The following is a 25,281-nucleotide window of genomic DNA, read 5'->3' on the forward strand; positions in this document are numbered from 1 at the left end:
CCGTCTCCTTGGTAAAGCCCTGCCATATCTTCCGCGAGCGCCTGACTTTGAAGACGAATGCATGCATCGCCGGGCTGCGATGGCGGTAATCGGATTGATAGTTTCGAATCATGACCGAAATCTCCTGTCGCCGTTTCGGACAATTGGTTCACAGTCAATCGACGTTTCATGGCGTCAGGGCGTGAAGACTTCGGCAGACCGGCTTTTTTTCCGGACAAAAGAAAGGGCCGCCCGGCATCCGGTTCCCCGGAGCCGGGCGGCCCGTCAGGCCTCGATCACAGTGGAGGGATCAGCGCGAACGGATCAGTACCACCGGCTTGCGCTCCGCCGCCGGCACCCGCTCCGCCCCTTCGGCGTAGACGCGACCGTAGTAGCTGTCGAGCAGGAGCTGGCGGATCTCCGCGACCAGCGGGAAGCGCGGGTTGGCGCCGGTGCACTGGTCGTCGAAGGCGGCTTCGGCGATGGCGTCCAGCCGGGCCAGGAACTCCGCCTCCGGCACCCCCGCGGCCTGGATCGAGGCCGGAATATCCAGCGTCCGTTTCAACTCCTCCACCCACTCGACCAGCGTTTCCACCCGCTCGTGGTCGCGGCTACCGCCGAGGCCGAGATGTCGGGCGATCTCGGCGTAGCGGGCGACGCCCTTGGGCCGGTCGTACTGGCTGAAGGCGGTCTGCTTGGTCGGGATGTCGGCGGCGTTGTAGCGGATGACGTTGGCGATCAGCAGCGCGTTGGCGACGCCGTGCGGCAGGTGGAATTCCGCCCCCAGCTTGTGCGCCATCGAATGGCAGACGCCGAGGAAGGCGTTGGCGAAGGCAACACCGGCCAGCGTGGCGGCGCTGTGCACCTGCTCCCGCGCCTTGGGGTCCTTGGCGCCGTTGGCGTAGGCGGAGGGCAGATGCTCCTTCAGCAGCTTCAGCGCCTGCAGCGCCTGCCCGTCGGTGTACTCGTTCGCCAGGACTGAGACATAGGCCTCCAGCGCGTGGGTCACCGCGTCGATGCCCCCGGCGGCGGTCAGGCCCCTGGGCATGTCCATCACCAGATTGGCGTCGATGATCGCCATGTTCGGCGTCAGTTCATAGTCGGCGATCGGATACTTGATGCCGGTGCGCTCGTCGGTCACCACGGCGAAGGGCGTGACCTCCGACCCGGTGCCGGATGTGGTCGGAACGGCGACGAACTGCGCCTTCACCCCCAGCTTGGGGAAGGTGTAGATGCGCTTGCGGATGTCCATGAAGCGCAGCGCCAGATCCTCGAAGGCGACGTCCGGCGCCTCGTACATCACCCACATGATCTTCGCCGCGTCCATCGGCGAGCCGCCGCCCAGCGCCAGGATGACGTCCGGCTGGAAGGCGTTGGCGAGCGCCAGCCCGCGGCGCACCACCGCCAGGGTGGGGTCGGCGGCGACCTCGAAGAAGGTCTCCACGGCGAGGCCCAGCCCCTTGAGGATGCGCACAGTCTCGTCAACGTGACCGTTCTCGAACAGGAAGCGGTCGGTGACGATCAGGCAGCGCGTCTTCCCGCGCAGCTCCTCCAGCGCGAAAGGCAGGCAGCCGCGGCGGAAGTAGATGGATTTCGGCAGCTTGTGCCACAGCATGTTCTCGGCCCTCTTCGCCACGGTCTTGCGGTTGATGAGGTGCTGCGGCCCGACATTCTCGGAGATCGAGTTGCCGCCCCAGGAGCCGCAGCCGAGCGTCAGCGACGGCGCCAGCCGGAAATTGTAGAGGTCGCCGATGCCGCCCTGCGACGACGGCGTGTTGATCAGGATGCGCGCCGTTTTCATCGCCTGTCCGAAATGGCGGATGCGCTCCGGCTGCTGGTCCTGGTCGGTGTAGAGGGCGGAGGTGTGGCCGATGCCGCCCAGAGCGACCAGCGCCGCCGCCTTGTCGCAGGCGTCCATGAAGTCGCGGGCGCGGTAGAGCGCCAGGGTCGGCGACAGCTTCTCGTGGGCGAAGGGCTCGTCCTCGGTCACCGCCTCGACCTCGGCGATCAGCACCTTGGTGTGGGCGGGAACGCTCACCCCGGCCATGGCGGCGATGGCGCCGGCCGACTGGCCGACGATGTCGGCGTTCAGCGCGCCGTTCTTCAGCAGCACCTTGCGCACCGCGTCGGCGTCCATCGCCGACAGGATGTGGCCGCCATGATGGGCGAAGCGATCGCGCACCGCGTCATAGACAGTGTCCACGACGATGGCCGACTGCTCCGACGCGCAGACCACGCCGTTGTCGAAGGTCTTGGACATCAGGATGGAGGCGACGGCCCGCTTGATGTCGGCGAACTCGTCGATCACCGCCGGGGTGTTGCCGGCGCCGACGCCGATGGCCGGCTTGCCCGAGGAATAGGCCGCCTTGACCATGCCCGGCCCGCCGGTCGCCAGGATCAGGTTGATGTCGGGGTGGTGCATCACCGCGTTCGACAGTTCCACCGAGGGCTCGTCGATCCAGCCGATGATGTCCGGCGGCGCGCCGGCCTCCACCGCCGCCTGGAGCACGATCCGCGCGGCCTCGCAGGTCGCCTTGCGGGCGCGGGGGTGCGGCGAGAAGACGATGCCGTTGCGCGTCTTTAGGCTGATCAGCGCCTTGAAGATGGCGGTCGAGGTCGGGTTGGTGGTCGGCACGATGGCGCAGATCAGGCCCACCGGCTCGGCGATCGTCATGATGCCGTATTCCGGGTCCTCCTCAAGGATGCCACAGGTCTTCTCGTCCTTGTACTTGTTGTAGATGTACTCGGAGGCGAAGTGGTTCTTGACGACCTTGTCCTCCATCACGCCCATGCGGGTCTCGGCGACCGCCAGCTTCGCCAGCGGGATGCGCGCGTTGGCCGCGGCCAGGGCGGCGCTGCGGAAAATGCGGTCAACGGTCTCCTGCGGGAAGCCGGCGTAGACTTTCTGCGCCTCCCGGACGCGGAGGACGAGGTCGTTGAGGTCTGCAAGCGTGGTGACGGGCATATCGTGTCGCCTCTGCGGTTGGCGCGCCGCCGGCCCTTTCGGGCCGGTCCTGGACAGCGGATGCGGGCGGGTTGAAGCCCTTACAGACACCGGCATCCAAGGCACGCACGGAAAATCGGTCATAGCCGGGCGGCGCTTCAGTCCTGTCCGCGCGGCAAGAAAACTATCCCCCGACCATGGGTGAGGGACCATGACCCATGTCAAAATTGGTATGACCACTTTCGGGGTAGAGCCAACCCCAACCCGCTCGACTGGCCCGGAAAAATCTCTTCCGAACGGGTGACGAATTGCGCTGGACAAGCGCGCCGGTTCTTCCTATAAGACGCCCCCGCACGCAGCGGCGCCCAGGTAGCTCAGTTGGTAGAGCAGGGGACTGAAAATCCCCGTGTCGGCGGTTCGACTCCGTCCCTGGGCACCATTTTCCTTTTGCCAATCAAGCCGTTGGTGGCGGATCAGGTCAAGCCGGCTCACCCGGCACAGACTTGGCGCAGCCGCAGAGGAAATCTCTCCCAAGCTGCTAAGTCTTTGGCATATCCGTTTTTATGATGTCGATTTTCGCTGTTTCAGCACAATTGCGGCACGGTTGGAACAACAGCGCGAGTCCCTGCGGGCGATGATTTTCGCCCATGATTGATTCTCTAAAATCGCTCCCGCTGCCATGGCCCAGATCATCTGCACCTCGTCGGGACGGAGGTTCGTGCGCTTGGCCGCACTCTTCGGCGACGGCAACCACCCGATCAATCATGCCCAGCGGACGATCATCATACTCTCCATGACCCGCTGCATCCGCGCCCACAACAAGGACGCCAAGCCTTTGCCTGCACTTTCTGCCTGCACTTTCTGAACGATTCGGTGCGCCACCGCGCCATGAAGAAACAGGCGGGCCTGCGTTCACAAGAATTGTAATTCAGGCGTCCTTTTCTGAAGGCGATGCTTGGGATTTGCCCGGCAAAGCCGCGGACCGACCGCTAATGCGAACTTTCGTTCGCTTTAGACTCATGTCGCCTTATTCGCCGGCTCTCGGCGGAAGCCGATGGCATTCGCCTGCCGTCCGCGGGAACTCTGTCCCCGCGTGAGGCTGTCCGAAGCGGATTGCAATCCGCTTTCGGTCGCCCGTTCTCATGCGGGATTGGTCGACACCATCACGGTCACCGCATCAAGTGCCTGGGTCCGGAGTGGCCCCACCATGCGACTTCAGAAAGGAACGATGAATCATGAAGAGGTTTTTATTCTGCATCATCTTGGCTTTGTTGCCCAATATCGCCGCAGCCGACACCATGACCTCCAACGACATCGTCAACACCCTGAAAAGGAACAATATGGAGGTTCTCATCCCAATATACGAAAAGGGTATTTTGGTTCTCGACAGCAAGAACACCACCGTTAACGCCATGAAATTGGTTAGAAATTATGCAGCATTCGCAGACGCTGAAGCCAAAAATGCAAAATTTTGGTATCGTGGCATGCCGGCACAACAGGCGAATGATTTCATCAACAGCAATTACTCAGGACTTGGATTGCCGGAAAAATCCTTCGTTGGGATTGCTCCAAGATTCTCTTACGTAACACAATATATCACCAACGCAGAGCCCGGTGTTGTTTTCGAGTTTGGCACGGACAGCGAAGGATGGCTTTTCAAGCAGTGGTCGGTTGACCACCCCTGTCAGATCAAGGCAGAAGGCGGTGGGACTTACGGCCTCGGCCCCAGCGGCACCTATGCGTCGTGCAACAACGGTCCCAACGCCTATAAGCCGAAGATCGACAACTTAGGCGGCATATTCAATAATTGGCTGGCCAACAATACGATAACAGCCAAGGTCGTCTACGTCCTGGCAAACCGCAAGTTGTAGTATGGTCACGCTGGGAAGAGCGAAGCATTCCCACGCGCCACGATGACCAAGGTCGAGGCCGGTCCGCTGAAGCGCTCACTTTGTGGTGCGATGGCGGCCTGGCCTCACGGCCGTGCCGGCGCAGATGCCTGGTCACCTGCCGGCTGCGGCACCAGACACGTTTCCATGAACCGCTCGTCGATCAGCCGCATCATCTCCAGGTTCGCGGTGGACTCGCCCATGATCGGCCCGTGGTCGCCGGGCCGACCATCGAAACCGGTCCGCATTGCCACGCGATCGACAGCCGGAAATGTTCCAGCTCGATCAGTTCCCGCCTCCAGCGCCACCTTCGCCTTGAACACCGCCGAACACCGCTTCCATTTCCCCGTCATCAGGTCCGTCCTTCATCCTGGGCGAACCACGCTTCTCTGAACAAGCGGGGACCAACTCAATCATCGGATGTCCGTTCGGACTGCCGATGGGTGGGCAGGGGTTTGTTCAGACGGGCAAGCAGTTCGCCAAGTACGGTCTCGGTGGTATGCAGAGCGTCTTCGGAAAGCGCTTCCCCCAGATCGGCGGCCCACAGGCCACATCGCCGGTCGGCCTCGGCAAAGGTACGCTTCCCAGTGGCTGTAAGTCTGTAAAGCGGCGAACGCTCGTGGGATGGGTTAGGACGGCGATCCAACAACCCTTCGTCCATCAGCAAATTCAACTGCTTCTGTGCCCCCTGACGGGTGATTCCCATAGCTTCGGCGATTTGCGGGGCGGTTAGTGGCCGGTCAGCCAGAGCCAGAGCCCCGAGCACCTGCCACCGCGCGCTGGTCAGATTCAGCCCCTCGACCAGCCGGTCGCCCTGCTCCAGCAGGCGACCGTTGAGACGGAACACCAACACCATGATATCAGCCAGCTGCTTTTCCTTCCGACGGGTCATCGCTTCCTCTCGGCCGACGGGACGCGTTCCAGATAAGCACGAATGACAACCGGCTGTCAAAAAGGCATTGACAGCCGGTTGTCATTAATGAAAACTGGTTGTCATAATCTGCCAGTAAGGGTCCATACCGCCCGAATTCACCTTGTCCCAATGCGTTGCAGCCTTCGCTTGAACGGAACGCACCTGCCTGTTCCGCAACCGCCCAGAGCACGAATCCCTGGATGCCCAACCGCCGCTTAACCATCGCGACCCGTCCCTTTGGATGCAGGGCCATCTCCGCTCCGATCATGCTGGCATTGGAAATGGCCATACCACGGCGGTGCTTCGGCCGCCTGTTCGCATCCGGGCTGGGAGGCATAGGGCACCCCCCAACCCGAGGATGAAACGATGCCGAGAAGACCTCACGCAGCCGCCGATACCCTGGCTCTCCCTACACTGCACTCCGTAGGCATCTCGACGGCAGTGGTCGCGGACAGCATCACCAGAGCCGCGCAATCCCATGGGCGTGGCGGACTGAGGGCGGTCAAGACCGGGCGCCCGGACGGGTGGTGCGCCCATGCTTGAAGTGCTGAAGGTTGCCCATATGGTGGGAATGGTCGTGCTTGGGCTTGGCCTGGCCGCCATGTGGGTGTTGGACCTCATCGGGCGTCGGGCTCGCTCGCCGGAGGAGAGCGGGGCGGCAGCCCGGCGGAGCGTCCTCGCTTATGACTTGGTTGTGCTGCCCGGCGTTCTGCTGATGCTCGCGTCGGGAGGGGGAATGATCGCCGGATTTTACGGCAGCGCATTCCTGGATATCCCCTGGTTGGCCGGCATGGTGATCCTGTTCCTGCTGAAATTCATCAAAGGCTACGCCATCACCCGACTGTTCTTCCGGCACCTGAGGGGAGGGAAGGTGCCGGGGGCCCGCCGCTGGCCGCCGAACGCACGGGAGAAGCTTCTGTCGTCATTCTCCCACTTTCTAGACATACCGGTGTTCGTGCTGATCGCATATCTGGGCGCGCTCAAGCCCACAGACTGGTCGTCGCTCATCTTTGGCTTCGCGCTGACTATTGCGGCCGCCCTGACTCAGACGGCATTCATGCGCTCCATATCGAAGGCTTGAAAATAAACACGAAGAGCACCATCAAATGCACGACAAATAATTATCCTGATTCAGGAATTTTTCCACTTCTTATCAAAATAAGAAGGCAACGACGGCCATCGTCCGAATATCTATTTGTCTTCAGACGCTATGGACTGATGGTGCGACAGGCACGGCTGGCCGTGGAATGGAGAGCGCAATGAGGTGGCGAATCATGATCGAGACGATGAGTGAGGAAGACGCGGTGATGCAGCATGCGCATCCCGGAGAATCTGCCAACTCCTTCGCGTCGACGCGCAACCCACGGCACCGCCATCAAGCGGCACGACGCAACCATGATCGCTTCGGGCGCCCACGACTGACAACCCCACATTGACAGCATGCAGTCATCATGACACTATACTCCCATGAAACCACCCGCTGAAACCGTGTTCACCCATCCCGCCAGCCGTCTTGCCCTGGAGGTTTTCCGCCTCAACGGCGCCCTGATCGCCGCCGGCGATACTCTGGTTGCACCGCTTGGACTGACCAGTGCGCGATGGCAGGTGATGGGCGCCGTGGCCGAGGCCGGCGGCGGCCTGCCGGTGTCTGGCATCGCACGCAATATGGGCCTTGTGCGTCAGTCGGTGCAGCGAATTGCGGACGAACTGGAGGCCGAGGGGATTTTCCGATTCGCCCCCAACCCACATCACCGTCGCGCCAAGCTGGTTCAACTTACAGAACGCGGCACTGCCCTGTTTGAGGAAGCGAGCGCCCGCTGGCTCGCCCTGGCCAACACGCTGGTCGCTGGTCTCGCCCCGGGGGAGATCGAACATGCGGCGGGCTTGTTGCAGAGCTTCCACAACCGCTTGCGCCTCCCAATCGACAATGGAGAGACGCCATGATACGCGCCTTACACCCGATTGCCGGTGTGACCGGCATGCTGATGATCGCCGCCTTCTGGACCTCGACGGTCGCAGTTGAGACATTCGGCACCAAGGATGCGGTGCTCAGTGTCAAAACGGCGATTCTTTGGGGTCTGCTTGTGCTCGTGCCGGCAATGGCAATCACCGGAATTACGGGCTTCCGCATGGCTGGAGGCTCAACCGACCCGAGGATCGCCAGGAAACGCCGGCGCATGCCGTTCATCGCCCTCAATGGGATGCTCGTCCTCGTACCGTGCGCCGTGTTTCTGCAGGCACACGCCGCGGCGGGTGAATTCGAAAGTGCTTTCGTCGTCGTACAGATCATCGAACTGCTGGCGGGGGCTGTGAACCTTGCGTTGTTCGGTCTGAACCTGCGTGACGGCTTCGCCTTGACGAGGCGGGCCGCAGCCTGAACGCCACACCATCCAAGAAAGCCGCCGGCCTTTTCTTGCGATCCGGCGGCCATGGGCGGGTCCGCCTCGCGCAAAATGGACACTTTAGAAATAATGCATTTTCGGGTCACAGCCGCAGACAAATGCATGTACTCACTTCTATCCTTAAAGAATTTTTCTTTCAAAAATGGCGCGCCTACTTTTGATAAACCAGAAATTTGAAGTGTACCTCTGTTTATTTATGTATGTTTTTCTCTGCGACAATCTGTATCGATTCTGATGCTTTATACACCTTGTTGCGATAAAGCGATTAATGTACATGTACTCAACCAGACGATGAGTTGACTGCTATCTAACCGGGTTCACAAATCAAGTCGGTCTGCACACAATCCGGATAAAACAACGGAGGTCATCAGAATGAGACCGCGCCCATAAACAGCCCGCGCTCTGATGCTGGAATTCACTCAGATAATTTATCCCGCGATAACGACGGAACCATCTTTCAGTATCCACACAATTTTTAAAGTAATTGTTTTGGCTATTTCTGTAGAAACTACTTGTATTATTTAAATAACATATTAATATGGATTTTATTTCTAAAATTTACAGACCTTGCCCTGCCATCTGTTCTTCAGCCTGAAGGCATGGGCGGAGAATGACGTTTCCGATTTGCGCTCCCACTCGGCGCGCCAAGTCTCTCGCTGATTGCGCCAGCCTGAAGCTGATTTTTCTCGAACTCACCCCTGGCAGCCGGCTGCGGCATGGCTTGGTCAAACGGATCACGTCTGCGAACCGCTGACTCCATTCATCCATCGCATCAGAAAGGTTTGGGAGGAAATGAGAACCGATCATTCCACCGCAGTCGAATGCACCGCGGAAGCAGCGTTCGGATTGGCCTTGGACGTTACCCGATGGCCGCAAGTGTTGCCGCCCTGCCTCGACGCCAAAGTGTTGGATGAAACCGACGACCGCCAGACCATTGCCCTGATCGCCAAGGCCAACGACCGCGTGTTCTCTTGGCAGTCGAGCCGCCAGATCGACCGGGCGGGGCTGCGCATTTCCTTCGTTCAGGCGAAACCGTCGCCACTGGTCGCCTTCATGAAAGGAACCTGGAGCTTCGCGCCTCGGGACAGGGGCTGCACCATCACCCTGACCCATGAATTCAAAGTCAAGGACGAGGTCGCGGGCCTGGTGGAAGGGGTCTCCACCCCGGAAGAGGCGACAGCCTTCATGCTGAAATCGGTGGAGGACAACAGCACGCGCGAACTGGCGGCGCTCAAGGCCGAGCTGGAGCGTGACCTGTGGCGCCACGAGTTCAGCGAGTCGATGGTCATCGACCATGCGCAGGGGGCCATCTACCAGCTCCTGCGCGACGCCACCGCCTGGCCATGGCTCCTGCCGCACTGCAACGCCCTCAAGATGCTCTACGAGGACCCGCACTACCAGGAATTCCAGATGACGGTGCAGGTCGGAGACAAGGAGGAAGTGATCCGCAGCGTCCGGGTGCTGCACCCGGATCGGATCGAATACTTCCAACCCGAACCGCCGCCGCCGCTCAAGGAGCACCAAGGACACTGGACGCTGCGCCAGACCGATGGCGGGGTGGAGGTGACCTCCTGGCACTCCGTGGTGCTGGCGCCCGATTTCTGGCGTGACGGCACCCGGGACGAGGCCAAGCACAAGGTCGAGGCGGCCATCAACCGCAACAGCCTGGGCACGATGGAAGCGATTTTGAACAAGCTGGAGGAATGCACGCATGCCCGCGCGTAACGCATTGGTGACCGGGGCCAGCCGCGGCATCGGCAAAGCCATTGCCCGGCGGCTGATTGCCGACGGCATGAACTGCGTCCTGGTGGCGCGCGAGCAGATGAGGCTGAACGACGCCGTCGGCGAGCTTCAGGCCCCAGGTCTTTCCGTCCTGGGAATGACCTGCGACGTCGTCCGGCCGGCCGAGGTCGAAGCGTTGTTCGCCGCGGTGACACAGGCGTTGGGCGGCATCGACGTGCTGGTGAATTGCGCCGGGCGCAGTGGCGGCGGCGTCACCAAGGACATCACGGACGAGCTGTGGCTGGACGTCATCAACACCAACCTCAACTCGGTCTTCTTCGTCACCCGCACGGCTTTGCGGTCGCAGGCGATCCGCAGGGGCGGCAGCATCATCAACATTGCCAGCACCGGCGGCAAGCAAGGCGTTGTCCACGGCGCGCCCTACAGCGCCTCGAAGCACGGTGTTGTGGGTTTTACCAAGGCCTTGGGGCTGGAACTGGCACGCGACCAGGCGGACATCACCGTCAACGCCGTCTGCCCCGGCTTCGTCGAAACCGAAATGGCCGAGAAGGTGCGTGTCAACTACGCCGCGCTGTGGGGTGTGACCGCCGAAGAGGCCAAGACCCGCATCGAGGCCCGCGTGCCGATCAACCGCTACATCGAACCCGACGAGGTTGCCGCCATGGTCTCCTACTTGGCGTCCGACAAGGCGCGCGGCGTCACCGCCCAGGCCATGAACGTCTGCGGCGGGCTCGGCAACTACTGAATCAACGATTGATGGGAGCCCAACCATGAGCCCTCCACCGTACGACGGGCGCCGGCGCGTCGTCATCACCGGCCTGGGGGTGATCTCTCCCAATGGCATCGGCACCGAGACGTTCTGGCGCAGTTGCCTCGCCGGCAAGAGCGGCGTGGCGCGCATCGGGACCTTCGACACCAGCCGGTTCGATACCGCCATCGCCGGCGTCGTTGGGGATTTCAATCCGGAAAACTTCGACATCTCCCCCCGGCAGCGCAATGCCCTGGACCGTTACGCGCTGTTCGCGCTGGCCGCCGCCCAGGAAGCGGTAACCCAGTCGCGCCTGCTCGACACCGGCTATGACCCGTCGCGCTTCGGCGTGTGCATCGCCACCGCCATCGCCGGCACCAAGTTCATGGAGGAGGAGTTTCTCCGCCTGACCGGCGGCGCGACCGGACCGCTCAATCCCGAACTGGCCAGCCGCAACCTGCTGCTGGGCGCCAGCTTTCACGTCGCCGCCAGCGAAGTGGCGCGGAAGTATTCGGCGCGCGGCCCGGTGCAGACCCTGGCCACCGGTTGCACCGCCGGTCTGGACGCCATCGGGCAAGCCTGTGACCTGATCCGTTGCGGTGACGCCGACGTCATGGTCGCTGGCGCCACCGAGGCGCCGATCACTCCCATCGCCCTGGCGGCGTTCGACATTGTCGGTGCGCTCGCCAGCGACCGCAACGGCACGCCCGAAACGGCGTCACGCCCCTACGACAAGACGCGGGCGGGGTTCGTGCTGGGCGAGGGCTGCGGGCTTCTCGTCCTCGAATCGCTGGAGCACGCCCAAGCGCGCGGCGCAACAATCCTGGCCGAGGTGGCCGGCTTCGGGTCCACCTGCAACGCCTACCACATGACCAACCTGGCCCCGGAAGGCGCGGACCTGCATCGGGCGATGAAGCTGGCTCTGGCCGATGCCGGGCTGGAGCCCGAGCGGATCGACCACGTCAACGCCCACGGCAGTTCGACCCCCCAGAACGACGTCAACGAGACGAACGCGCTCAAGAAGACTTTGGGGCGCCGTGCCTACGAAATCCCTGTCTGTTCGCTGAAGTCGATCGTCGGCCACGCGCTGGCCGCCGCCAACACCATCGAACTGGTCGCCTCGGTGCTGGCGGTCCAGCACCAGGAGGTGCCGCCAACCATCAACCATCAGGTTCCCGATCCCGATTGCGACCTCGACTACGTCACCGAAGGGGCGCGCAAGGCCAGGATCGATTACGTGCTGAAGGATGCCAGCGGCTTCTCGGGAATTCACAGCGCCGTAATCCTGGCCCGATTCGACGGCCATCAACAGGGTGGGCTCCAACAATGACACGCAAAGCGGCGATCACCGGGATCGGCGTCGTCCTCCCGGATACCAACACCGTGTCCGAACTGTGGGACCGGCAGCTCGTCGGGGGCAATGCCATCAGGCCGCTGTCGGAGCGGCTGTGGGGCAGCAGCGTCGACGAGGCGCGCGCCGACGGCTGCATCCCGCCGCGGCTGGCCAACAAGCTGGACGCCTTCACCCGCTATGCCATGGTGGCGGCGCAACGGGCCATCGACGATGCCGGCCTGCCGATGGACAAGATCGACCGCGAGCGTTGCGGCGTGTTCGTCGGCAATGCCTTCGGCGGCTGGCGGTTCACCGAAACCGAGCTGCGCAACCTGCACTGCGACGGTCCGCGGGCGGTCAGCCCGTTCCAGGCGACGAGCTGGTTCCCGGCGGCACCCCAGGGACAGATCACCATCCATTACGGCATCAAGGGTTTCAGCAAGACCTATATGGCCGACCGGGCCAGCAGTCTGGTCAGCGTCGCCGCGGCGGCGCGGATGATCGAAAGCGGCAAGATCGACGTCGCCATCGCGGGTGGCACGGAAAGCACCAACACAGACTTCGTGCGCACGGCGCTGGAGAGCATTTCCCTCGCCGAGCCTGGAAACCATGCATCGGATGGGACGGGATTCACGGTCTCGGAGGGCGCGGTCTTCCTGATCCTCGAAGACGTGGAACGGGCGGCGCGGCGCGGCGCCGGCGTCTATGCGCGGATCGGCGCGTTCGCCATGGCCAATGCGCCGTGCGAGACCGACGGCTACGGTTCCGACCCCGACGCCCTGGTGCGGACCATGCGCGGCGCGCTCGGCGGTCGCGAACCGACGCTGGTGATGCCCGATGCCTGCGGACTGAGCGCCGCCGACCGCGCGGAGGCCGAGGCGCTGCGCCAAGTCTGCGCGGAGGCGCCCCAGGTCGTGCCAAAACGGAAGTATGGGCACAGCTTCGGCGCCGAGGGAGCGCTCGATATCGCCTACGCAAGCCTGATGCTCAACCGGCAGCGGATCCTGCCAAAGGCCGACCTCCGGACCGGCCCCGTCGTCCTCGAGCCGGAGCGTGCCCGCATCGACAGCGTCCTCATCAATGGCTGCGCCACCGGCGGGGCCGCCTGCAGCCTGTTGTTAACCGCAAGGGGAGTGTGAGCAATGAGCAGAAAAGAGATGGTTCTCGGCACAGTCGTGTGCGCCATCCGTGCCTATCTCGGCAATGATTCCGCCAGCCTGACCGGCGATACCCGCCTGGAGGAGGCGTTCGGCATCGACTCCACCGAGATGGTCTGCATCGTCGTCGACCTCGAGAAGGAGCTGGGGATCAGCCTGAAGGGGATGAAGTTCTCGATCCTCCAGACCCCTGACGATCTGGTCGCGGCCATCCTCGACCGCATGCCGACCGCTGTGGCGTGACGCATGATTTCGGCTGGAGCGGCGCGCGTGTACGCCAAGTTCCGGTTCTTCGACCACGACACCACCCCCGGCCCGCGCGGCTGGAATGGGCGTGGCCGACCGGGTTTCCGGTTCCGCTGCACCGAGGGACATGCCATTGATCGCGGCAACTATGGCGGGCACTCCTTCGGCGCGGTGGACTTCGACCTCGGGCGTTTCCCGGAACGGGCTGCCGCCGAGGCTGTGGATTGCCGGCTCATCAGGAGGGGCCGCGGTACGACCCCGGCCTCGCCGGACGACCTGTTCCTCATCACAACCTGCCGGATCGGCGCGCTGGATGCCTTGCGCTTCCTCGACCAGTTCGACACCGCCAGCCGCTACATGGTCTCGCGTCCCGGCATTGTCCGCTTCCGCCTGTACCGAAGCCTGTCCCCGGCAGCGCGGTTCCAGTTCGTCAACCTCGCCCAATGGCGCAGTGTCGAGGCATTCACGGACGCCTTCGCCCAGGACGAGTTCAAGTCGCTGATCAAAGGCGGATTCGACCACACCAGTCAGATAATCGTCGCCAAGCCATGGCACCAATAATGCTGGAGGAAATCCATGCGTTTTTCCATAAACATTCTCAAGGCCGATCCGCAAGCGGACATCGCGCGGACCTGGACGGCCGCCAGGGCGGCGCCTTCCGCGCAGCCGGGGTTTGTCGAGGCCAAGCTGCACCGGGTCTACAAGCAGCTCAACAGGGATGGCTACTCCCACGTGAGCATGGAGGCGTGGTCCTCACCCGAAGCCTGCGGCAAGGTCCACACGACCCCTGAGAACCTTTACGAAATCGTCAATCAAGGCCGCAGTGCGGATTGGGCTCCCGATCCCGGCAACCTGATCGTCACCAACCCTTACCGCATTCCGCCCGACGAAGCTGAGCGCCACGCCGAGATGTGGGACACCTCGAAGCGCCACATGGAAACGCGCGAGGGCTTCGTCGATGCCTATCTTTTCCGGGCCGTCGATAAGAACAGCGAGTATTTCTTCGTCAGCCGCGCCGAGTGGCGAAGTGAAGATCTGTTCATGCGCCAGTTCTCCGGCAAGGACTTCAAGCAGATCGTCAAACCTTTCGAGGGCATCTTCGCGATCTGCCTGTCCCATGTCGTCGCAACGGTCAAGCCCAGCATCCAGGCCGAGGTGGTGGGATGAGCGCCACGGTCCAAGTCATCGATCTGATCGAAACCGAAAGCCTGGACGACGCCGAGGCGATGTGGCGAGCGGTGTGCGGCTTCCTGGCAACGCAACCCGGTTTCCTGTCGGGCGAGTTGCTGAACACCTTCCAATCCATCCACCCCAAGGGCGACTACAAGTTCACGAGCTGCTGCCAGTGGGAAAGCGACGCCGCTTGGCAGGCGGCGCGGCAGGCCGCCAGGGAAAACCCGGAGCTGGCCTTGCGGCTGCGCAGCCGCAAGGCGGTCTTCACCGCCTTCAAGGCGGAACTCGCTGACGGCTGCGGCTACCAGGGCAGCCGTGGGGCCCTGGACACCATGGTGCTGGTGGACGTCATTCGGCTCGACGAGGCGCAGATGGCCGGCTACGCCGCCATGTGGGGGTGCGCCAACGCCTACATGCGCACCAAGCCCGGCTATGTCGGCGCCAGCCTCTACCGCACCCTGGACCTCGGCAACCCCATCAAGTTCATCAATTTGGCCGAATGGGAGTCCACCGAGGTTTTTTTCGCCGCGCTGGATACCCCCGAGTTCATGGCGATCATCGGACCTTACAAGGATGATTTCTCGCTGTATCTCAGCAGCAAGCGGACGCAGGTCGCCTCAGCCGCCCTGGCGGAGGCCAAGTGAGATGGACCACATCATCGATGTCGTCACCTGCGCCGATCGCGTTCGCTTCCGGGCGCTATGGCGGTCTTACGCCGGGGCTCTGGCCAACCGGACCGGCTTCCGCAGCGCCGAGCTGTTCGAAATGCAGCGCGATGTCCGCGACGCCTGCTACGATTTCGTCGCCGTCTATGGCTGGCGGGCGGGTGCGGTGGCCGTTCACTCCGAAGGTGAGCGCGATGCGGGGCCTTCGGCGCCCGGCGTGAGCATCGAACGCGCGCTGTACCGACTCGAACTGCAGCTCGCCGATCTTGCCGATCCGGAGGAAGGGCATGTCTGGCTGGTCAATCCCTTCGAAATCACGGAGGAGCAGATCCCCGACGTCCTTGACATGTGGGACAAGGCCAAAGACCACATGATCGCCAAGCCGGGCTTCGTCAACGCCCGGCTGTTCCGGACCGGCCAGGCGCCCTTCCGGTTCGGGCTGGTCAACGTCGCCCAGTGGCGCAGCGCCGACTTCTTCCTGCGGGCCCTGAACGACAAGGCCTATGACTCGCATCGCGAGCGCTCCCTCCAGTATCGGCTGCATTCCTCCCTGTGCACCCGAGCAGGCCTGATCCTGCCGGCTCCCGCCGGCGCAGAACAAGAATGAGCGAGGCGGACATGACAAACAGAGTGGCGCTGGTGACCGGGGCGAGCCGCGGCATTGGCGAACGGATCGCGGCCTATTTCGCCGCCGAGGGCTACGACTTGGTGCTGATCGCCCGCGATGGCGCAAAGCTGTCGGACGTGGCGGAGGGATTGCGACACACCCACGGCGTCTCCGTCCGCTGGAGCGCCGTCGACGTCTGCGCCTTCGACGCGGCGCGGGCCGAGGTGGAGGGCCACATCGCCGCCTACGGGCGGCTGGACGTGCTGGTCAATTCCGCAGGAATCTTCCGCTTCGGCACGTCGGCGATGACGCTCGACGACTTCGATGCCCTGCTGGCGACCAACGTCAAGGCCGTCCACAACCTGTGCGCCGCGTGCCGCCCGGCGCTGGAACGATCGGACCGCGCCCACATCTTCAACATCTCCTCCATCACCGGCGTCGAGGCGTTCGCCCCGGTAGGCGGCTACGGCGCGAGCAAGTTCGCCCTCGTCGGCTACGGTCTGGCACTTACCAAGGAATTGCTGCGCTCGAACATCAAGGTCACAACCTTGTGCCCTGACGTGGTCGACACCGACATGGCTGCCGGGAGCGGCTTGGCCAGTGAGCAGATGATCGCACCGGACGACATGTGCCGTGCCATCGACTTCGTGCTGTCGTTGTCGCCGGCCGCCGTTCTCGACCAGCTGGTGATCAAGTGCCGGACGATGGTTGAGCGGGCCAACGTCAGGGGTTGATCGTCATGAGGGGGGAGTGGCGGACCATCCCGTTCCGGGAGGTTCCCAGGATAGACCGGCAGGATCGTCTCGCCTGCGTCTTCCTGCTCGAACACGATGCACCCGCGGTCCTGCGGGCACACAGCAACGCGGTCGCCAACCGCCTGCTGCGGCGGTGCGTCGACGAGGACGAGATCAGTCTTCACAAGGACACCCGAGGCAAACCTCTGGTGTCCGGTTCGGGGGTCCATGTCAGCCTCAGCCACAGCGGCCGTTGCCTGGCCGTTGCCGTCAGCACCGTCGACCTCGGCATGGACATCGAGTCCCTGCGGTATCCCGACAAGTGGCCGGCGCTCTACCGCTGGATCACCGCCCCTGGCGAGCAGGCGGAAGCGGCTACCGGCGCCGATTTCCTCCGTGTGTGGACGGCCAAGGAGGCGCTGGTGAAGGCGCTGGGCACCGGGCTCGACTATGGGCTGCACCGGCTGCCGGTTCCCACCCTCGACTCCCCCGCTTATCGCCGGGTGCGGATGGAGGACCGGACTTACTGGCTTCGCCCCCTGCCGATGTGGAAGGACATGGTGGCGTGCCTGGCGCTTGAACGGCCGTGCACCGTGCACACCCTCGTCGTCGCCGATCTTCTGAGGCCTTGAGCCCGCCCGCTCCTCTTTCCGAGCCTTCGATCCAGCCCTTCCGAAAGGTGAGCCGATGCCCCCACCGCTGTGCAGCGCCTGGCAGTTTCGCCAACTGATCGCGGTCGGCATGGTCGTCGGAGCGCTGGGCCTGGCCGGCTGCAGCGACGGCGAGGCGAGCAAGGCCGCGTCGGCGCAAGCTCGACCGGTCATGGTGGCACGGGTGCATTACGCGCCGCTGGTCGAGCCCCGCGGGTTCGTCGCGACAGTCAGGGCACGGGTGGAAAGTCCCCTCGCCTTCCAGATCGGCGGCAAGGTGGTCCGCCGCCTCGTGGAGGTCGGCCAGCATGTGGAAACCGCGGCCATGCTGGCGATCCTCGACGACAAGGACCTGCGGCTCCAGCAGGAGCAGGCCGAAGCCGAGGTGCGGGCGGCGCGGGTCGCCTTCGATCAAGCCGCGGTCGAGCAGCGCCGGGGCCGGCAACTGCGCGGGGCGGGCTGGGTCCCTCAGGCCGTCCTCGACAAGCTCACCGCCGCCACCGAGGAGGCGCGCAGCCGGCTCACCCGCGGCGAGCGTGCCTTGGAACTGACGCACAACGCTCTCGGCCATGCGGTGCTGACGGCCGATGCCACCGGCGTGGTCACCGCCACTCTGGTCGAGCCGGGCGAGGTTGTGACGGCCGGGCGGCCGGTCATCCAGCTCGCCCACGATGGCGACCGCGAGGCGGTGATCGCCGTGCCCGAATCCCTGATCGGGCAACTGGCCGAGGGCCAAGCCTCCATGGTCCTGTGGCCCAAACCGGGCAAGTCCTATGCGTTGCGGCTGCGGGAGCTGAGCCCCGCAGCCGACCCGGTCACCCGCACCTATGCGGCGCGCTACACCGTCCTTGACGTCGACAGCGATGTGGTTCTCGGCATGAGCGCCACGGTGACCATAGCCGGCAGTCCATCCGTGCCGCTGGCGCGGCTGCCCCTCGGCGCGCTGTTCGACCGGGGCGCCGGCTCGGCGGTGTGGACGGTGGCGGCCGACGGTGGCCTGACTCTCAGCCCCGTCGACGTGGCGCGCTACGACGGCACCAGCGTCTATGTTCGAGGCGGGGTCGAGGAGGGGGACAGCGTGGTCGCGCTGGGCGTGCACAAGCTCGATGCGGGACAGAAGGTGCGCGTCATCAACCGGCCCGGTGTCTGAACAGACCTTCTCTTCCCGAGGACAGCGGAGCACTCCATGAGCAGCCGGTTCAATCTGTCGCGCTGGGCGGTCGAGCATCCCGGTCTGGTGCTGTTCCTGATGGTCATGCTGGGGGTCGGCGGGGTGGTGTCCTATCTGGGGCTGGGACGTTCCGAAGACCCGTCCTTCACCATCAAAGTCGCTGTGGTGACCGCCGTGTGGCCCGGGGCGACCGCCGCCGAGATGCAGGATCAGGTGGCCGACCCCATCGAGAAGAAGTTGCAGGAGCTGCCCCACTTCGCCAAGGTCATCACCTATTCAAAGCCGTCGTTCACGGCCATTCAGGTGTGGTTCAAGAACGAGACCCCGCCCGCGGAGCTGCCGCAGCTCTTTTACCAGATGCGCAAGAAGATCGCCGACGTGCGCGGCGAATTGCCGGCGACACTGCAAGGCCTCGCCATCGACGACGAGTATGGCGACGTCGACTCCATGCTCTACACGCTGACCGGAAAGGGAGCCGATTACGCCCAGCTCAAGCATGCGGCGGAAAGCGCGCGGCAAAGGCTGTTGCGGGTACCGGGCGTGGTCAAGGTCAACGTCTACGGCACCCAGGACGAGCGCATCCACGTCGACTTCAGCCAAGCCAAGCTCGCCACGCTGGGCATCGCCCCCCATGCACTGTTCGACAGCTTGGCACGGCAGAACGCGGTTCATCCCGCTGGCAGCGTCGAGACGACGGCGCAGCGGGTGCCCCTGCGCGTCACCGGCGCGCTCGACGGCGCCGATGCCGTGGCGGAAACGCCGGTCGAGGCCGCTGGCCGGGTTTTCCGGCTTGGGGATGTCGCCACCGTCACCCGCGGCTTTGAGGATCCGCCCCGCTTCCTGGTGCGCCAGCGCGGCGAGCCTGCCCTCGCCATCGGCGTGGTCATGGCCAGGAGGGGCAACATCCTAGCGCTCGGCGGCGAGTTGGAGGCGGCAATGCGCGAGGTGCTCGCCGACATGCCGGTGGGGATCGAAATCGAGCAAGTGGCGGATCAAGCCAAGGTCACCCGCAACGCCGTCGGCGAGTTCACCCGCTCCTTCATCGAGGCCCTGGCGATCGTGCTGGTGGTGAGCTGCCTCTCTCTCGGGCTGCGAGCCGGAATGGTGGTGGCGCTGTCGGTGCCACTGGTGTTGTGCATCGTGTTCCTGACGATGTACGCCATCGACCTGGATCTGCACCGTATCACTCTTGGTGCCCTCATCATCGCATTGGGGCTGCTGGTCGATGATTCCATCATCGCCATCGAGATGATGGTGGTGCGAATCGAACAAGGATGCGATCGAGTGACGGCGGCGACGGCGGCCTGGGCGTCGACCGCCTTGCCCATGCTCACCGGCACGCTGGTCACCGCCGCCGGCTTTCTACCGGTGGGTTTCGCCCGCTCCTCGACCGGCGAATATGCCAGCGGCATCTTCTGGGTGGTCACCATCGCGCTCCTCGCCTCCTGGCTGGTCGCTGTCGTCTTCACACCCTATCTCGGTGTCAAGCTGTTGTCCGGGCGGCCGTCGCGGCGTCATGGCGGCGAAGGCGGCTACGATTCCAGGGCCTATGTGCTCCTGCGCCGGCTTGTGACTTGGTGCGTGGCCCGACGGGGGACCGTGGTCCTGACGACGCTGGTTCTCTTCGCGTTGTCCATCCTCGCCTTCACCAGGGTGCATCAGCAGTTCTTCCCCATCTCCGAACGGCCGGAACTGTTCGTGCAGATCCGCATGCCCGAGGGAACCTCCATTGCCGTCACTCTGGATGCCGCCCGGCGCGCCGGGGCGTTGATCGCCGACGACGAGGACGTCGCCACGGCGACCACCTACATCGGCCGCGGCGCACCCCGCTTCTGGCTGGGGCTCAACCCTCAACTGCCCAACGACGCCTTTGCCGAGATGGTAATCGTCGCCGGAAATCTTGAAGCCCGGGAAAGGCTGAAGCGCAAGCTCGAGGCCGCGGTGGCCAGCGGCGCCGTGCCCGACGCCCGCTTACGGATCGATCGCTTCAACTATGGCCCGCCGGTGGGCTTTCCGGTGCAGTTCCGCGTCATCGGTCCCGACCCGCACGCCGTGCGCGACCTTGCCTACCGGGTGCGCGACATCATGCGTCGCAACGCCGGCATCGTCGAACCACATCTTGACTGGGACGAACAGGCACCGGCGCTGCGGCTGGTCCTCGACCAAGATCGGCTCCGTGCGCTGGGCCTCGACCCGACCGACGTGTCGGCGACGCTGCAGACCCTGGTGTCGGGACGGCGAGTAACCACAGTCCGCGACGGTTACGAGAAGGTCGAAGTGGTGGCGCGCGCCGTCGAGGCGGAGCGGCTCGACCTCGGCCGCATCGGCGAACTGCCCGTCCGGACGCGCAATGGTGCAGCCGTGCCATTGGCCCAGGTGGCGACCATCGAATACCGCCATGAGGAAGCCATCCAGTGGCGGCGCAATCGGGAAACCACGATCACCGTCCGTGGCGACGTCGTCGACGGCCTGCAGGCCCCCGACATGACCGAGCAGGTGTGGGCGGCGTTGGCCGATGTCCGGGCATCGCTGCCGCCCGGCCAGCGTATCGAGATGGGTGGTACAATCGAGGAGGCGACCGAGGCCAACCAGTCCATCTTCGCGGTCTTTCCCATCATGGTGGCGGCCATGCTGACCATTTTGATGGTTCAGCTACACAGCTTTCCGCGTGTGGTCCTGGTCTGGGGGACGGCGCCGTTGGGGATCATCGGTGCGGCACTGTCACTCAATCTGTCGGGCAAACCTTTCGGTTTCGTGGCGCTGCTGGGATTGATCGCCCTTGCCGGCATGATTATGCGCAATGCCGTGATTCTCGTCGACCAGATTGAAGCGTATGTCGCTTATGAGGGATGCAGTCGTCGCCACGCTGTCGTGGAGGCCACCGTTCGCCGAGCCCGACCACTGGTTCTCACGGCCCTTGCGGCCATTCTGGCGATGATCCCGCTTTCGCGGTCATTGTTCTGGGGACCGATGGCGGTTACCATCATGGGCGGGCTGTTCGTGGCGACATTGCTGACGCTGCTGTTTCTGCCGGCACTTTATGCATTGTGGTTCCACCGTTCACTCGATCTTTCCGTGGGCCGCCATGAAACAAGGGCTGTTCAGAGAACCGGTTGACGGGGGAATTGATACGGACGGCGCGGCTGGTGTTCATCTGGCTGCCCAGGTCAAGCATCGTCCTGCGGCATCCCTGCCGTCGAAACCTTCGCCGCCGGCGTGAGGCCGGACAAGGCGGGCGGAGGAGCAGGTCGATAAGCTGAGCCCGATCAAGCGTCGGATGTCCGGACGCGCCAGCGTCGATCTGCTGCGCCGCCGCTGGCGCGTCCGCCTCGCAGCCTGGTCCATGCACAGCGCAGGAAAACCGGGAAACGGAGGCCGCATCAGGCGTCGATGGGCGCCAGCAGGAAGTCCACATCCTCGGCGGTGAGCAGACGTTCCGCGCCGCCCGCCTCGTCGAAGACGGCCTCGCCCAGCTGGCGTTTGCGTTCCTGCAGCTGGACCAGCCGCTCCTCCACCGTACCCGTGGTCACCAGCTTGTAGACAAAGACCGGCTTGTCCTGGCCGATGCGGTGGGCGCGGTCGGTCGCTTGGGCCTCCACCGCCGGGTTCCACCAGGGGTCGTAGTGGATCACCGTGTCCGCCGCCGTCAGGTTCAGCCCCGTCCCGCCGGCTTTCAGGCTGATCAGGAACAGCGGCACCTCGCCGGCCTGGAAGCGCCGCACCGGGGTTTCGCGGTCGCGCGTCTCGCCGGTCAGCGCGACGAAGGGGATCGCCAGCCGTTCCAGCTCCGGCTCGATCAGGTCGAGCATGGAGGTGAATTGCGAGAACAGCAGGATGCGCCGCCCGTCCTCCAGCAACGCCGGCAGCATCTCCAGCAGCCGCTCCAGCTTTGCCGAGGCCGCCCCCTTCGCCACCCGCCTGCGCGCGCTCTCCAGCTTCACCAGCCGCGGGTCGCAGCACACTTGCCGCAGTTTGAGCAAAGCGTCGAGGAGAGTGATGTGGCTGCGCGCCAACCCCTTGCGGGCCACCTCCTCCCGCACCCGCTTGTCCATGGCGAGGCGGATCGTCTCGTACAGGTCGCGCTGCGCCGCGTGAGGCTCCACCGCCTCCAGGATCTCCGTCTTGGCCGGCAGCTCGGACGCCACCTCCTCCTTGGTCCGGCGCAGCAGGAAGGGGCGGACCCGTCGGGCCAGCACGCGCTGCCGGTCGGCGTCGCCGTGCTTCTCGATGGGCGTGCGGAACTGGCGGCGGAAGCCGTTGCGGTCGCCCAGCAGCGGTGGGACGGCGATGGAGCACAGCGACCAAAGCTCATCCAGATTGTTCTCCACCGGCGTGCCGGTCAGGCACAGCCGCTGCCGCGCCTCCAGCGCCAGGGCCGCCTTGGTCGCCTGCGCGGCAGGGTTCTTCAGGTACTGCGCCTCGTCGAAGATCGCCAGATGCCAAGGCTGCGCCTCCAGCGCCCTGCGGTCGCGCGGCAACAGCGCGTAGGAGGTCACCACCAGATCGAAGTCGCCGAGCGCGCCATGCGCCGCCTTGCGCTGCGGCCCGTGCAGCACCAGCGTGCGCAGCCCCGGCGCGAAGCGCCGCACCTCGGCCCGCCAGTTGCCAAGCACGCTGGTCGGCGCCACCAGCAGGCAGGGCCGGTCGAGCCGCCCGGCCTCCTTCTCGGCCAGCAGATGGGCCAGCGCCTGCACCGTCTTGCCCAGCCCCATGTCGTCGGCCAGGACTCCGCCGAAACCATGCGCGGCCAGGAACTGCAGCCAGTCCAGCCCGGCCTTCTGGTAGGGCCGCAAGGCCGCCCGCAGACCCTCCGGCACCTCCATGGCGGGCACACCGCCGGACACACGCAGGGCTTGTGCCATGCGACGGACCGCGTCGGCACCCAGCAACGGGATGCCGGCGGCGCCGGCGGCCTCCTCCAGCGCGGCGAGGTCCCCCAGATGCGCCCGTCCGATCCGCAAGCCCGCACCGTCCGGCTGCAGCCCGAACAATTCCATCAGAACGCCGATCAGCGGACGCAGACGGTCCAGTTCCAGCGGCAGGAAGCGGGTGCCGTCCACCGGGACGAACAGCACCCCGTCCGGCGCCACCATGTCCAGCACCGTGTCGAGCCCCCGCGGCAGGGCCGCCTCCCCGCCGTCGCCATCCCAATCGGGATCGTCGAAGAACGGGTCGTCGGTCGCGAATGCGTCGGGATCGAAGCGGCCCAGCGCCTCGATGACGGACCGCAGCACGGGCAGCAGGTCGATGCGCTCACCCCCGACTTCGACCCCCAGCGACAGGCCGAACCAGTCGATCCCCGTCCCGTCGCCGATCTCGAAGACCCAATCCGTGGGCGCGTCCAGGACCTGGACCGGAAAATCCGGGTCGATCTCCACACCCCATCCCTCGGCACGCAGGTCGGGCAGCACCGTGTGACACAATTCCAGCCACACGGATCGTTCCTCCAACGCGTCGCCGGACGCCACGAACAGCGCCTTCTGCACCGGCGGACCGCCGACACTGAGCGGCATCACGTTGGCGACCAGCCCGGCCTCGCGCAGACGCCGGACGGCCTTCGCCTCGTCCTTCGGCCGGCGGCTGGCACTGACCAGAACGCTGCCCTCCAGCCATTGCAGCGGCGCCGCCGGCCCGTTCGAAGCGACGCGCGTGCCGGCGTAATCAAAGGCCAGCTCGGCAACGGGGATGCCGTCCGCCATCGCCCAACCACGGGCGCCACTCCCGTAGCCATAACCATAGCCGTACGGCATCTGGGCGAGCCGCAGGCGCAGCAGCGGCCGGGGCGCCACGCGCCGCTCTTCCTTGCGGGTCGGCGGGTCCGGCAGGACCGGCAGCCGGTCGCCAAGGCGCTCCGCCGCCGCACGAAAGGCGGCAACCTCCTGCGGCGGCAGTGGTGGCGCACCCAGCAAGGTGGAGGCGACGTGCGGAGCCACCGCGGTGTCGATGGGGCCGCACTCTCCGCTGTCCGGATCGAGGTAGAGGAGCGGCACGGTCGGCAGCGCGATGGCCGAAGGCGCATCCAGGCTGATGGCGAAGCGCTGGCGACCGGCGGCGTCATGATCCCAGCGCGGGGAACCCGGCCGCACCGGTCCGGCGCCCAGGGGTCTGCCGGTCCGGAAGTCGCTCCAGTAGAGGCGCCCGGTGTGCAGCATCCGCTCCACCAGCCACGTCCCCCACTCCGCGTTCAGCGCAAAACCACCGGAGGGAGAATAGGACCCGGTTCGCATCGCGACGGACAAAATGGCGCGGTCCGACGGCATGACGAACTTCACCGTTGGCTTGCTGTCCAAATGGTAGCCGTCGTAGGTCTTGGCGTCGTTGGCGAAGCCGCCGTCCTTGCGCAGCGAGACCGACAGGACGCGCAGCGTCAGCCAACGCCCGCCATCCGTGCCCTCCTCCAGCCCCAGCACGTAAAGCAGACGCTTGCGCACCGTCTCGGGGTAGCGGTCTCCGCCATCGCGCGCCGCCGCCTCGTCCAGCCGGGATAGCAGCGCTTGCATCGGGGCCGACAGTCCGGGCGCCCACCCCGGCGGCGGGGACGGTGCGGGATCGGCCGGAGGGTGCGAGGGAAGCTGCCGGGCGCCGCCGGCCGCCATGTCATGCCGTTGCGCCCAGGCGATCACGGCGGCGGCGACGTGCTTGCAATTGCAACCGACCGGACAGTTGCATTCGCCATCCACCCGCTGGACGGCATCGCCCTTGATCGTCACGTCGATGTCCTGCTCGTAGGGTCGGCGCTCCGAGCCCCGGACGCTGGCGGTGAGGGACACGATGCCCTTCCCGCGGGCAACCGCGTTGAGCGTGACGACACGACCTTCCCGCTCGTAGCGCTGTCCCCGCTCGAACGAGCCGGCTTCGAAGAAACGGCGCAGGGATGGCAAGGCGATCACAGGCGGCTTTCTCCCAACGATGCGAAGCGGACCGGGG

The 25,281-nt window shown here is 64.9% G+C and carries 23 protein-coding genes and 1 tRNA gene; 19 read left to right on the forward strand and 5 right to left on the reverse strand.

Features of this window, described 5'->3' with window-relative positions; all coding sequences use genetic code 11:
* Positions 1–289: 289 nt before the first annotated feature.
* Positions 290–2,944, reverse strand: a complete 2,655-nt coding sequence (gene adhE / locus AMK58_RS25460) for a bifunctional acetaldehyde-CoA/alcohol dehydrogenase (protein WP_035680640.1) — start codon at positions 2,942–2,944, stop codon at positions 290–292.
* 342 nt (positions 2,945–3,286) lie between these two features.
* Between adhE and AMK58_RS25465 the strand changes: the two genes are divergently transcribed.
* From AMK58_RS25465 to AMK58_RS30020, 3 genes are all read left to right on the forward strand, one after another.
* Positions 3,287–3,362 (forward strand) — tRNA-Phe (locus tag AMK58_RS25465).
* 240 nt (positions 3,363–3,602) lie between these two features.
* Positions 3,603–3,788 carry a hypothetical protein gene (locus AMK58_RS25470; RefSeq protein WP_035680637.1) on the forward strand — a complete coding sequence of 62 codons (186 nt, stop codon included), beginning with the start codon at positions 3,603–3,605 and terminating at the stop codon, positions 3,786–3,788.
* 370 nt (positions 3,789–4,158) lie between these two features.
* Positions 4,159–4,794 carry a hypothetical protein gene (locus tag AMK58_RS30020; RefSeq protein WP_079285809.1) on the forward strand — a complete coding sequence of 212 codons (636 nt, stop codon included), beginning with the start codon at positions 4,159–4,161 and terminating at the stop codon, positions 4,792–4,794.
* A 104-nt stretch (positions 4,795–4,898) separates the two neighbouring features.
* Here AMK58_RS30020 and AMK58_RS30700 read toward each other — a convergent pair whose 3' ends face one another.
* The 3 genes from AMK58_RS30700 to AMK58_RS30705 are packed head-to-tail and all read right to left on the reverse strand — an operon-like array spanning position 4,899 to position 6,014.
* Positions 4,899–5,165, reverse strand: coding sequence for a hypothetical protein (locus tag AMK58_RS30700; protein WP_035680633.1), 267 nt, complete (start codon positions 5,163–5,165; stop codon positions 4,899–4,901).
* Positions 5,166–5,221: 56 nt separating this feature from the next.
* A complete protein-coding gene (locus AMK58_RS25480; protein ID WP_035680630.1) occupies positions 5,222–5,704 on the reverse strand; it encodes a MarR family winged helix-turn-helix transcriptional regulator in 483 nt (160 codons plus the stop codon).
* Complete coding sequence (locus tag AMK58_RS30705; RefSeq protein ID WP_137165305.1) at positions 5,673–6,014, reverse strand: hypothetical protein; 342 nt, start codon at positions 6,012–6,014, stop codon at positions 5,673–5,675. The genes AMK58_RS25480 and AMK58_RS30705 overlap by 32 nt, the downstream gene beginning before the upstream one ends.
* Positions 6,015–6,260: 246 nt before the next feature.
* On the opposite strand from AMK58_RS30705, the gene AMK58_RS25485 reads away from it, so the two are divergent.
* From AMK58_RS25485 to AMK58_RS25560, 16 genes are all read left to right on the forward strand, one after another.
* Positions 6,261–6,806 (forward strand): DUF2269 family protein, encoded by a 546-nt coding sequence (locus AMK58_RS25485; RefSeq protein WP_051140781.1) that lies wholly within the window; start codon positions 6,261–6,263, stop codon positions 6,804–6,806.
* Positions 6,807–7,192: 386 nt separating this feature from the next.
* Positions 7,193–7,669 (forward strand): MarR family winged helix-turn-helix transcriptional regulator, encoded by a 477-nt coding sequence (locus AMK58_RS25490; RefSeq protein WP_051140780.1) that lies wholly within the window; start codon positions 7,193–7,195, stop codon positions 7,667–7,669.
* Between the two features lie 35 nt (positions 7,670–7,704).
* Entirely contained in the window at positions 7,705–8,103 is a 399-nt protein-coding gene (locus tag AMK58_RS25495; RefSeq protein ID WP_244621362.1) for a hypothetical protein, read from the forward strand.
* Between the two features lie 816 nt (positions 8,104–8,919).
* Positions 8,920–9,852 carry an aromatase/cyclase gene (locus tag AMK58_RS25500; protein WP_035680620.1) on the forward strand — a complete coding sequence of 311 codons (933 nt, stop codon included), beginning with the start codon at positions 8,920–8,922 and terminating at the stop codon, positions 9,850–9,852.
* A complete protein-coding gene (locus tag AMK58_RS25505; protein ID WP_035680617.1) occupies positions 9,839–10,615 on the forward strand; it encodes an SDR family NAD(P)-dependent oxidoreductase in 777 nt (258 codons plus the stop codon). Before AMK58_RS25500 ends, AMK58_RS25505 begins: the two co-directional genes overlap by 14 nt.
* A gap of 25 nt (positions 10,616–10,640) precedes the next feature.
* Complete coding sequence (locus tag AMK58_RS25510; RefSeq protein ID WP_035680615.1) at positions 10,641–11,948, forward strand: beta-ketoacyl-[acyl-carrier-protein] synthase family protein; 1,308 nt, start codon at positions 10,641–10,643, stop codon at positions 11,946–11,948.
* Complete coding sequence (locus tag AMK58_RS25515) at positions 11,945–13,090, forward strand: beta-ketoacyl-[acyl-carrier-protein] synthase family protein (protein WP_035680613.1); 1,146 nt, start codon at positions 11,945–11,947, stop codon at positions 13,088–13,090. The genes AMK58_RS25510 and AMK58_RS25515 overlap by 4 nt, the downstream gene beginning before the upstream one ends.
* A gap of 3 nt (positions 13,091–13,093) precedes the next feature.
* On the forward strand, positions 13,094–13,351 hold the full coding sequence (locus tag AMK58_RS25520) for an acyl carrier protein (RefSeq protein WP_079292128.1): 258 nt from the start codon (positions 13,094–13,096) through the stop codon (positions 13,349–13,351).
* A 27-nt stretch (positions 13,352–13,378) separates the two neighbouring features.
* The gene (locus tag AMK58_RS25525; protein ID WP_035680608.1) at positions 13,379–13,915 is read left to right on the forward strand and encodes an antibiotic biosynthesis monooxygenase family protein; all 537 of its coding nucleotides are present in this window, start codon (positions 13,379–13,381) and stop codon (positions 13,913–13,915) included.
* Positions 13,916–13,930: 15 nt separating this feature from the next.
* The gene (locus AMK58_RS25530) at positions 13,931–14,521 is read left to right on the forward strand and encodes an antibiotic biosynthesis monooxygenase family protein (RefSeq protein WP_035680607.1); all 591 of its coding nucleotides are present in this window, start codon (positions 13,931–13,933) and stop codon (positions 14,519–14,521) included.
* Positions 14,518–15,171, forward strand: a complete 654-nt coding sequence (locus AMK58_RS25535; RefSeq protein WP_051140778.1) for an antibiotic biosynthesis monooxygenase family protein — start codon at positions 14,518–14,520, stop codon at positions 15,169–15,171. The genes AMK58_RS25530 and AMK58_RS25535 overlap by 4 nt, the downstream gene beginning before the upstream one ends.
* Position 15,172: 1 nt before the next feature.
* Positions 15,173–15,799 carry an antibiotic biosynthesis monooxygenase family protein gene (locus AMK58_RS25540; protein ID WP_051140777.1) on the forward strand — a complete coding sequence of 209 codons (627 nt, stop codon included), beginning with the start codon at positions 15,173–15,175 and terminating at the stop codon, positions 15,797–15,799.
* Between the two features lie 11 nt (positions 15,800–15,810).
* Positions 15,811–16,533 (forward strand): SDR family oxidoreductase, encoded by a 723-nt coding sequence (locus tag AMK58_RS25545; protein ID WP_035680700.1) that lies wholly within the window; start codon positions 15,811–15,813, stop codon positions 16,531–16,533.
* A 5-nt stretch (positions 16,534–16,538) separates the two neighbouring features.
* Entirely contained in the window at positions 16,539–17,165 is a 627-nt protein-coding gene (locus AMK58_RS25550; RefSeq protein ID WP_137165304.1) for a 4'-phosphopantetheinyl transferase family protein, read from the forward strand.
* A 55-nt stretch (positions 17,166–17,220) separates the two neighbouring features.
* Positions 17,221–18,333: an efflux RND transporter periplasmic adaptor subunit gene (locus AMK58_RS25555; protein WP_175424512.1), complete on the forward strand. Its 1,113-nt coding sequence runs from the start codon at positions 17,221–17,223 to the stop codon at positions 18,331–18,333.
* A gap of 36 nt (positions 18,334–18,369) precedes the next feature.
* Positions 18,370–21,471 (forward strand): efflux RND transporter permease subunit, encoded by a 3,102-nt coding sequence (locus AMK58_RS25560; protein WP_051140775.1) that lies wholly within the window; start codon positions 18,370–18,372, stop codon positions 21,469–21,471.
* A 263-nt stretch (positions 21,472–21,734) separates the two neighbouring features.
* On the opposite strand, the gene AMK58_RS25565 is transcribed toward AMK58_RS25560, so the two are convergent.
* Positions 21,735–25,244 (reverse strand): DEAD/DEAH box helicase, encoded by a 3,510-nt coding sequence (locus AMK58_RS25565; RefSeq protein WP_059399621.1) that lies wholly within the window; start codon positions 25,242–25,244, stop codon positions 21,735–21,737.
* Positions 25,245–25,281: the final 37 nt, after the last annotated feature.

Source organism: Azospirillum brasilense, from assembly GCF_001315015.1.
In the GTDB taxonomy this organism is placed as follows: Bacteria; Pseudomonadota; Alphaproteobacteria; order Azospirillales; family Azospirillaceae; genus Azospirillum; species Azospirillum brasilense.

Coding starts and splice junctions, on each gene's coding strand:
- AMK58_RS25470 (WP_035680637.1), top strand. CDS start 3,603: ATGGCCCAGATCATCTGCACCTCGTCGGGACGGAGGTTCGTGCGCTTG.
- AMK58_RS25505 (WP_035680617.1), top strand. CDS start 9,839: ATGCCCGCGCGTAACGCATTGGTGACCGGGGCCAGCCGCGGCATCGGC.
- AMK58_RS25520 (WP_079292128.1), top strand. CDS start 13,094: ATGAGCAGAAAAGAGATGGTTCTCGGCACAGTCGTGTGCGCCATCCGT.
- AMK58_RS25510 (WP_035680615.1), top strand. CDS start 10,641: ATGAGCCCTCCACCGTACGACGGGCGCCGGCGCGTCGTCATCACCGGC.
- AMK58_RS25485 (WP_051140781.1), top strand. CDS start 6,261: ATGCTTGAAGTGCTGAAGGTTGCCCATATGGTGGGAATGGTCGTGCTT.
- AMK58_RS25495 (WP_244621362.1), top strand. CDS start 7,705: ATGCTGATGATCGCCGCCTTCTGGACCTCGACGGTCGCAGTTGAGACA.
- AMK58_RS25555 (WP_175424512.1), top strand. CDS start 17,221: ATGCCCCCACCGCTGTGCAGCGCCTGGCAGTTTCGCCAACTGATCGCG.
- AMK58_RS25560 (WP_051140775.1), top strand. CDS start 18,370: ATGAGCAGCCGGTTCAATCTGTCGCGCTGGGCGGTCGAGCATCCCGGT.
- AMK58_RS25535 (WP_051140778.1), top strand. CDS start 14,518: ATGAGCGCCACGGTCCAAGTCATCGATCTGATCGAAACCGAAAGCCTG.
- AMK58_RS25490 (WP_051140780.1), top strand. CDS start 7,193: ATGAAACCACCCGCTGAAACCGTGTTCACCCATCCCGCCAGCCGTCTT.
- AMK58_RS30020 (WP_079285809.1), top strand. CDS start 4,159: ATGAAGAGGTTTTTATTCTGCATCATCTTGGCTTTGTTGCCCAATATC.
- AMK58_RS25530 (WP_035680607.1), top strand. CDS start 13,931: ATGCGTTTTTCCATAAACATTCTCAAGGCCGATCCGCAAGCGGACATC.
- AMK58_RS30705 (WP_137165305.1), bottom strand. CDS start 6,014: ATGGCCATTTCCAATGCCAGCATGATCGGAGCGGAGATGGCCCTGCAT.
- AMK58_RS25550 (WP_137165304.1), top strand. CDS start 16,539: ATGAGGGGGGAGTGGCGGACCATCCCGTTCCGGGAGGTTCCCAGGATA.
- adhE (WP_035680640.1), bottom strand. CDS start 2,944: ATGCCCGTCACCACGCTTGCAGACCTCAACGACCTCGTCCTCCGCGTC.
- AMK58_RS25515 (WP_035680613.1), top strand. CDS start 11,945: ATGACACGCAAAGCGGCGATCACCGGGATCGGCGTCGTCCTCCCGGAT.
- AMK58_RS25500 (WP_035680620.1), top strand. CDS start 8,920: ATGAGAACCGATCATTCCACCGCAGTCGAATGCACCGCGGAAGCAGCG.
- AMK58_RS25540 (WP_051140777.1), top strand. CDS start 15,173: ATGGACCACATCATCGATGTCGTCACCTGCGCCGATCGCGTTCGCTTC.
- AMK58_RS25480 (WP_035680630.1), bottom strand. CDS start 5,704: ATGACCCGTCGGAAGGAAAAGCAGCTGGCTGATATCATGGTGTTGGTG.
- AMK58_RS25545 (WP_035680700.1), top strand. CDS start 15,811: ATGACAAACAGAGTGGCGCTGGTGACCGGGGCGAGCCGCGGCATTGGC.
- AMK58_RS30700 (WP_035680633.1), bottom strand. CDS start 5,165: ATGACGGGGAAATGGAAGCGGTGTTCGGCGGTGTTCAAGGCGAAGGTG.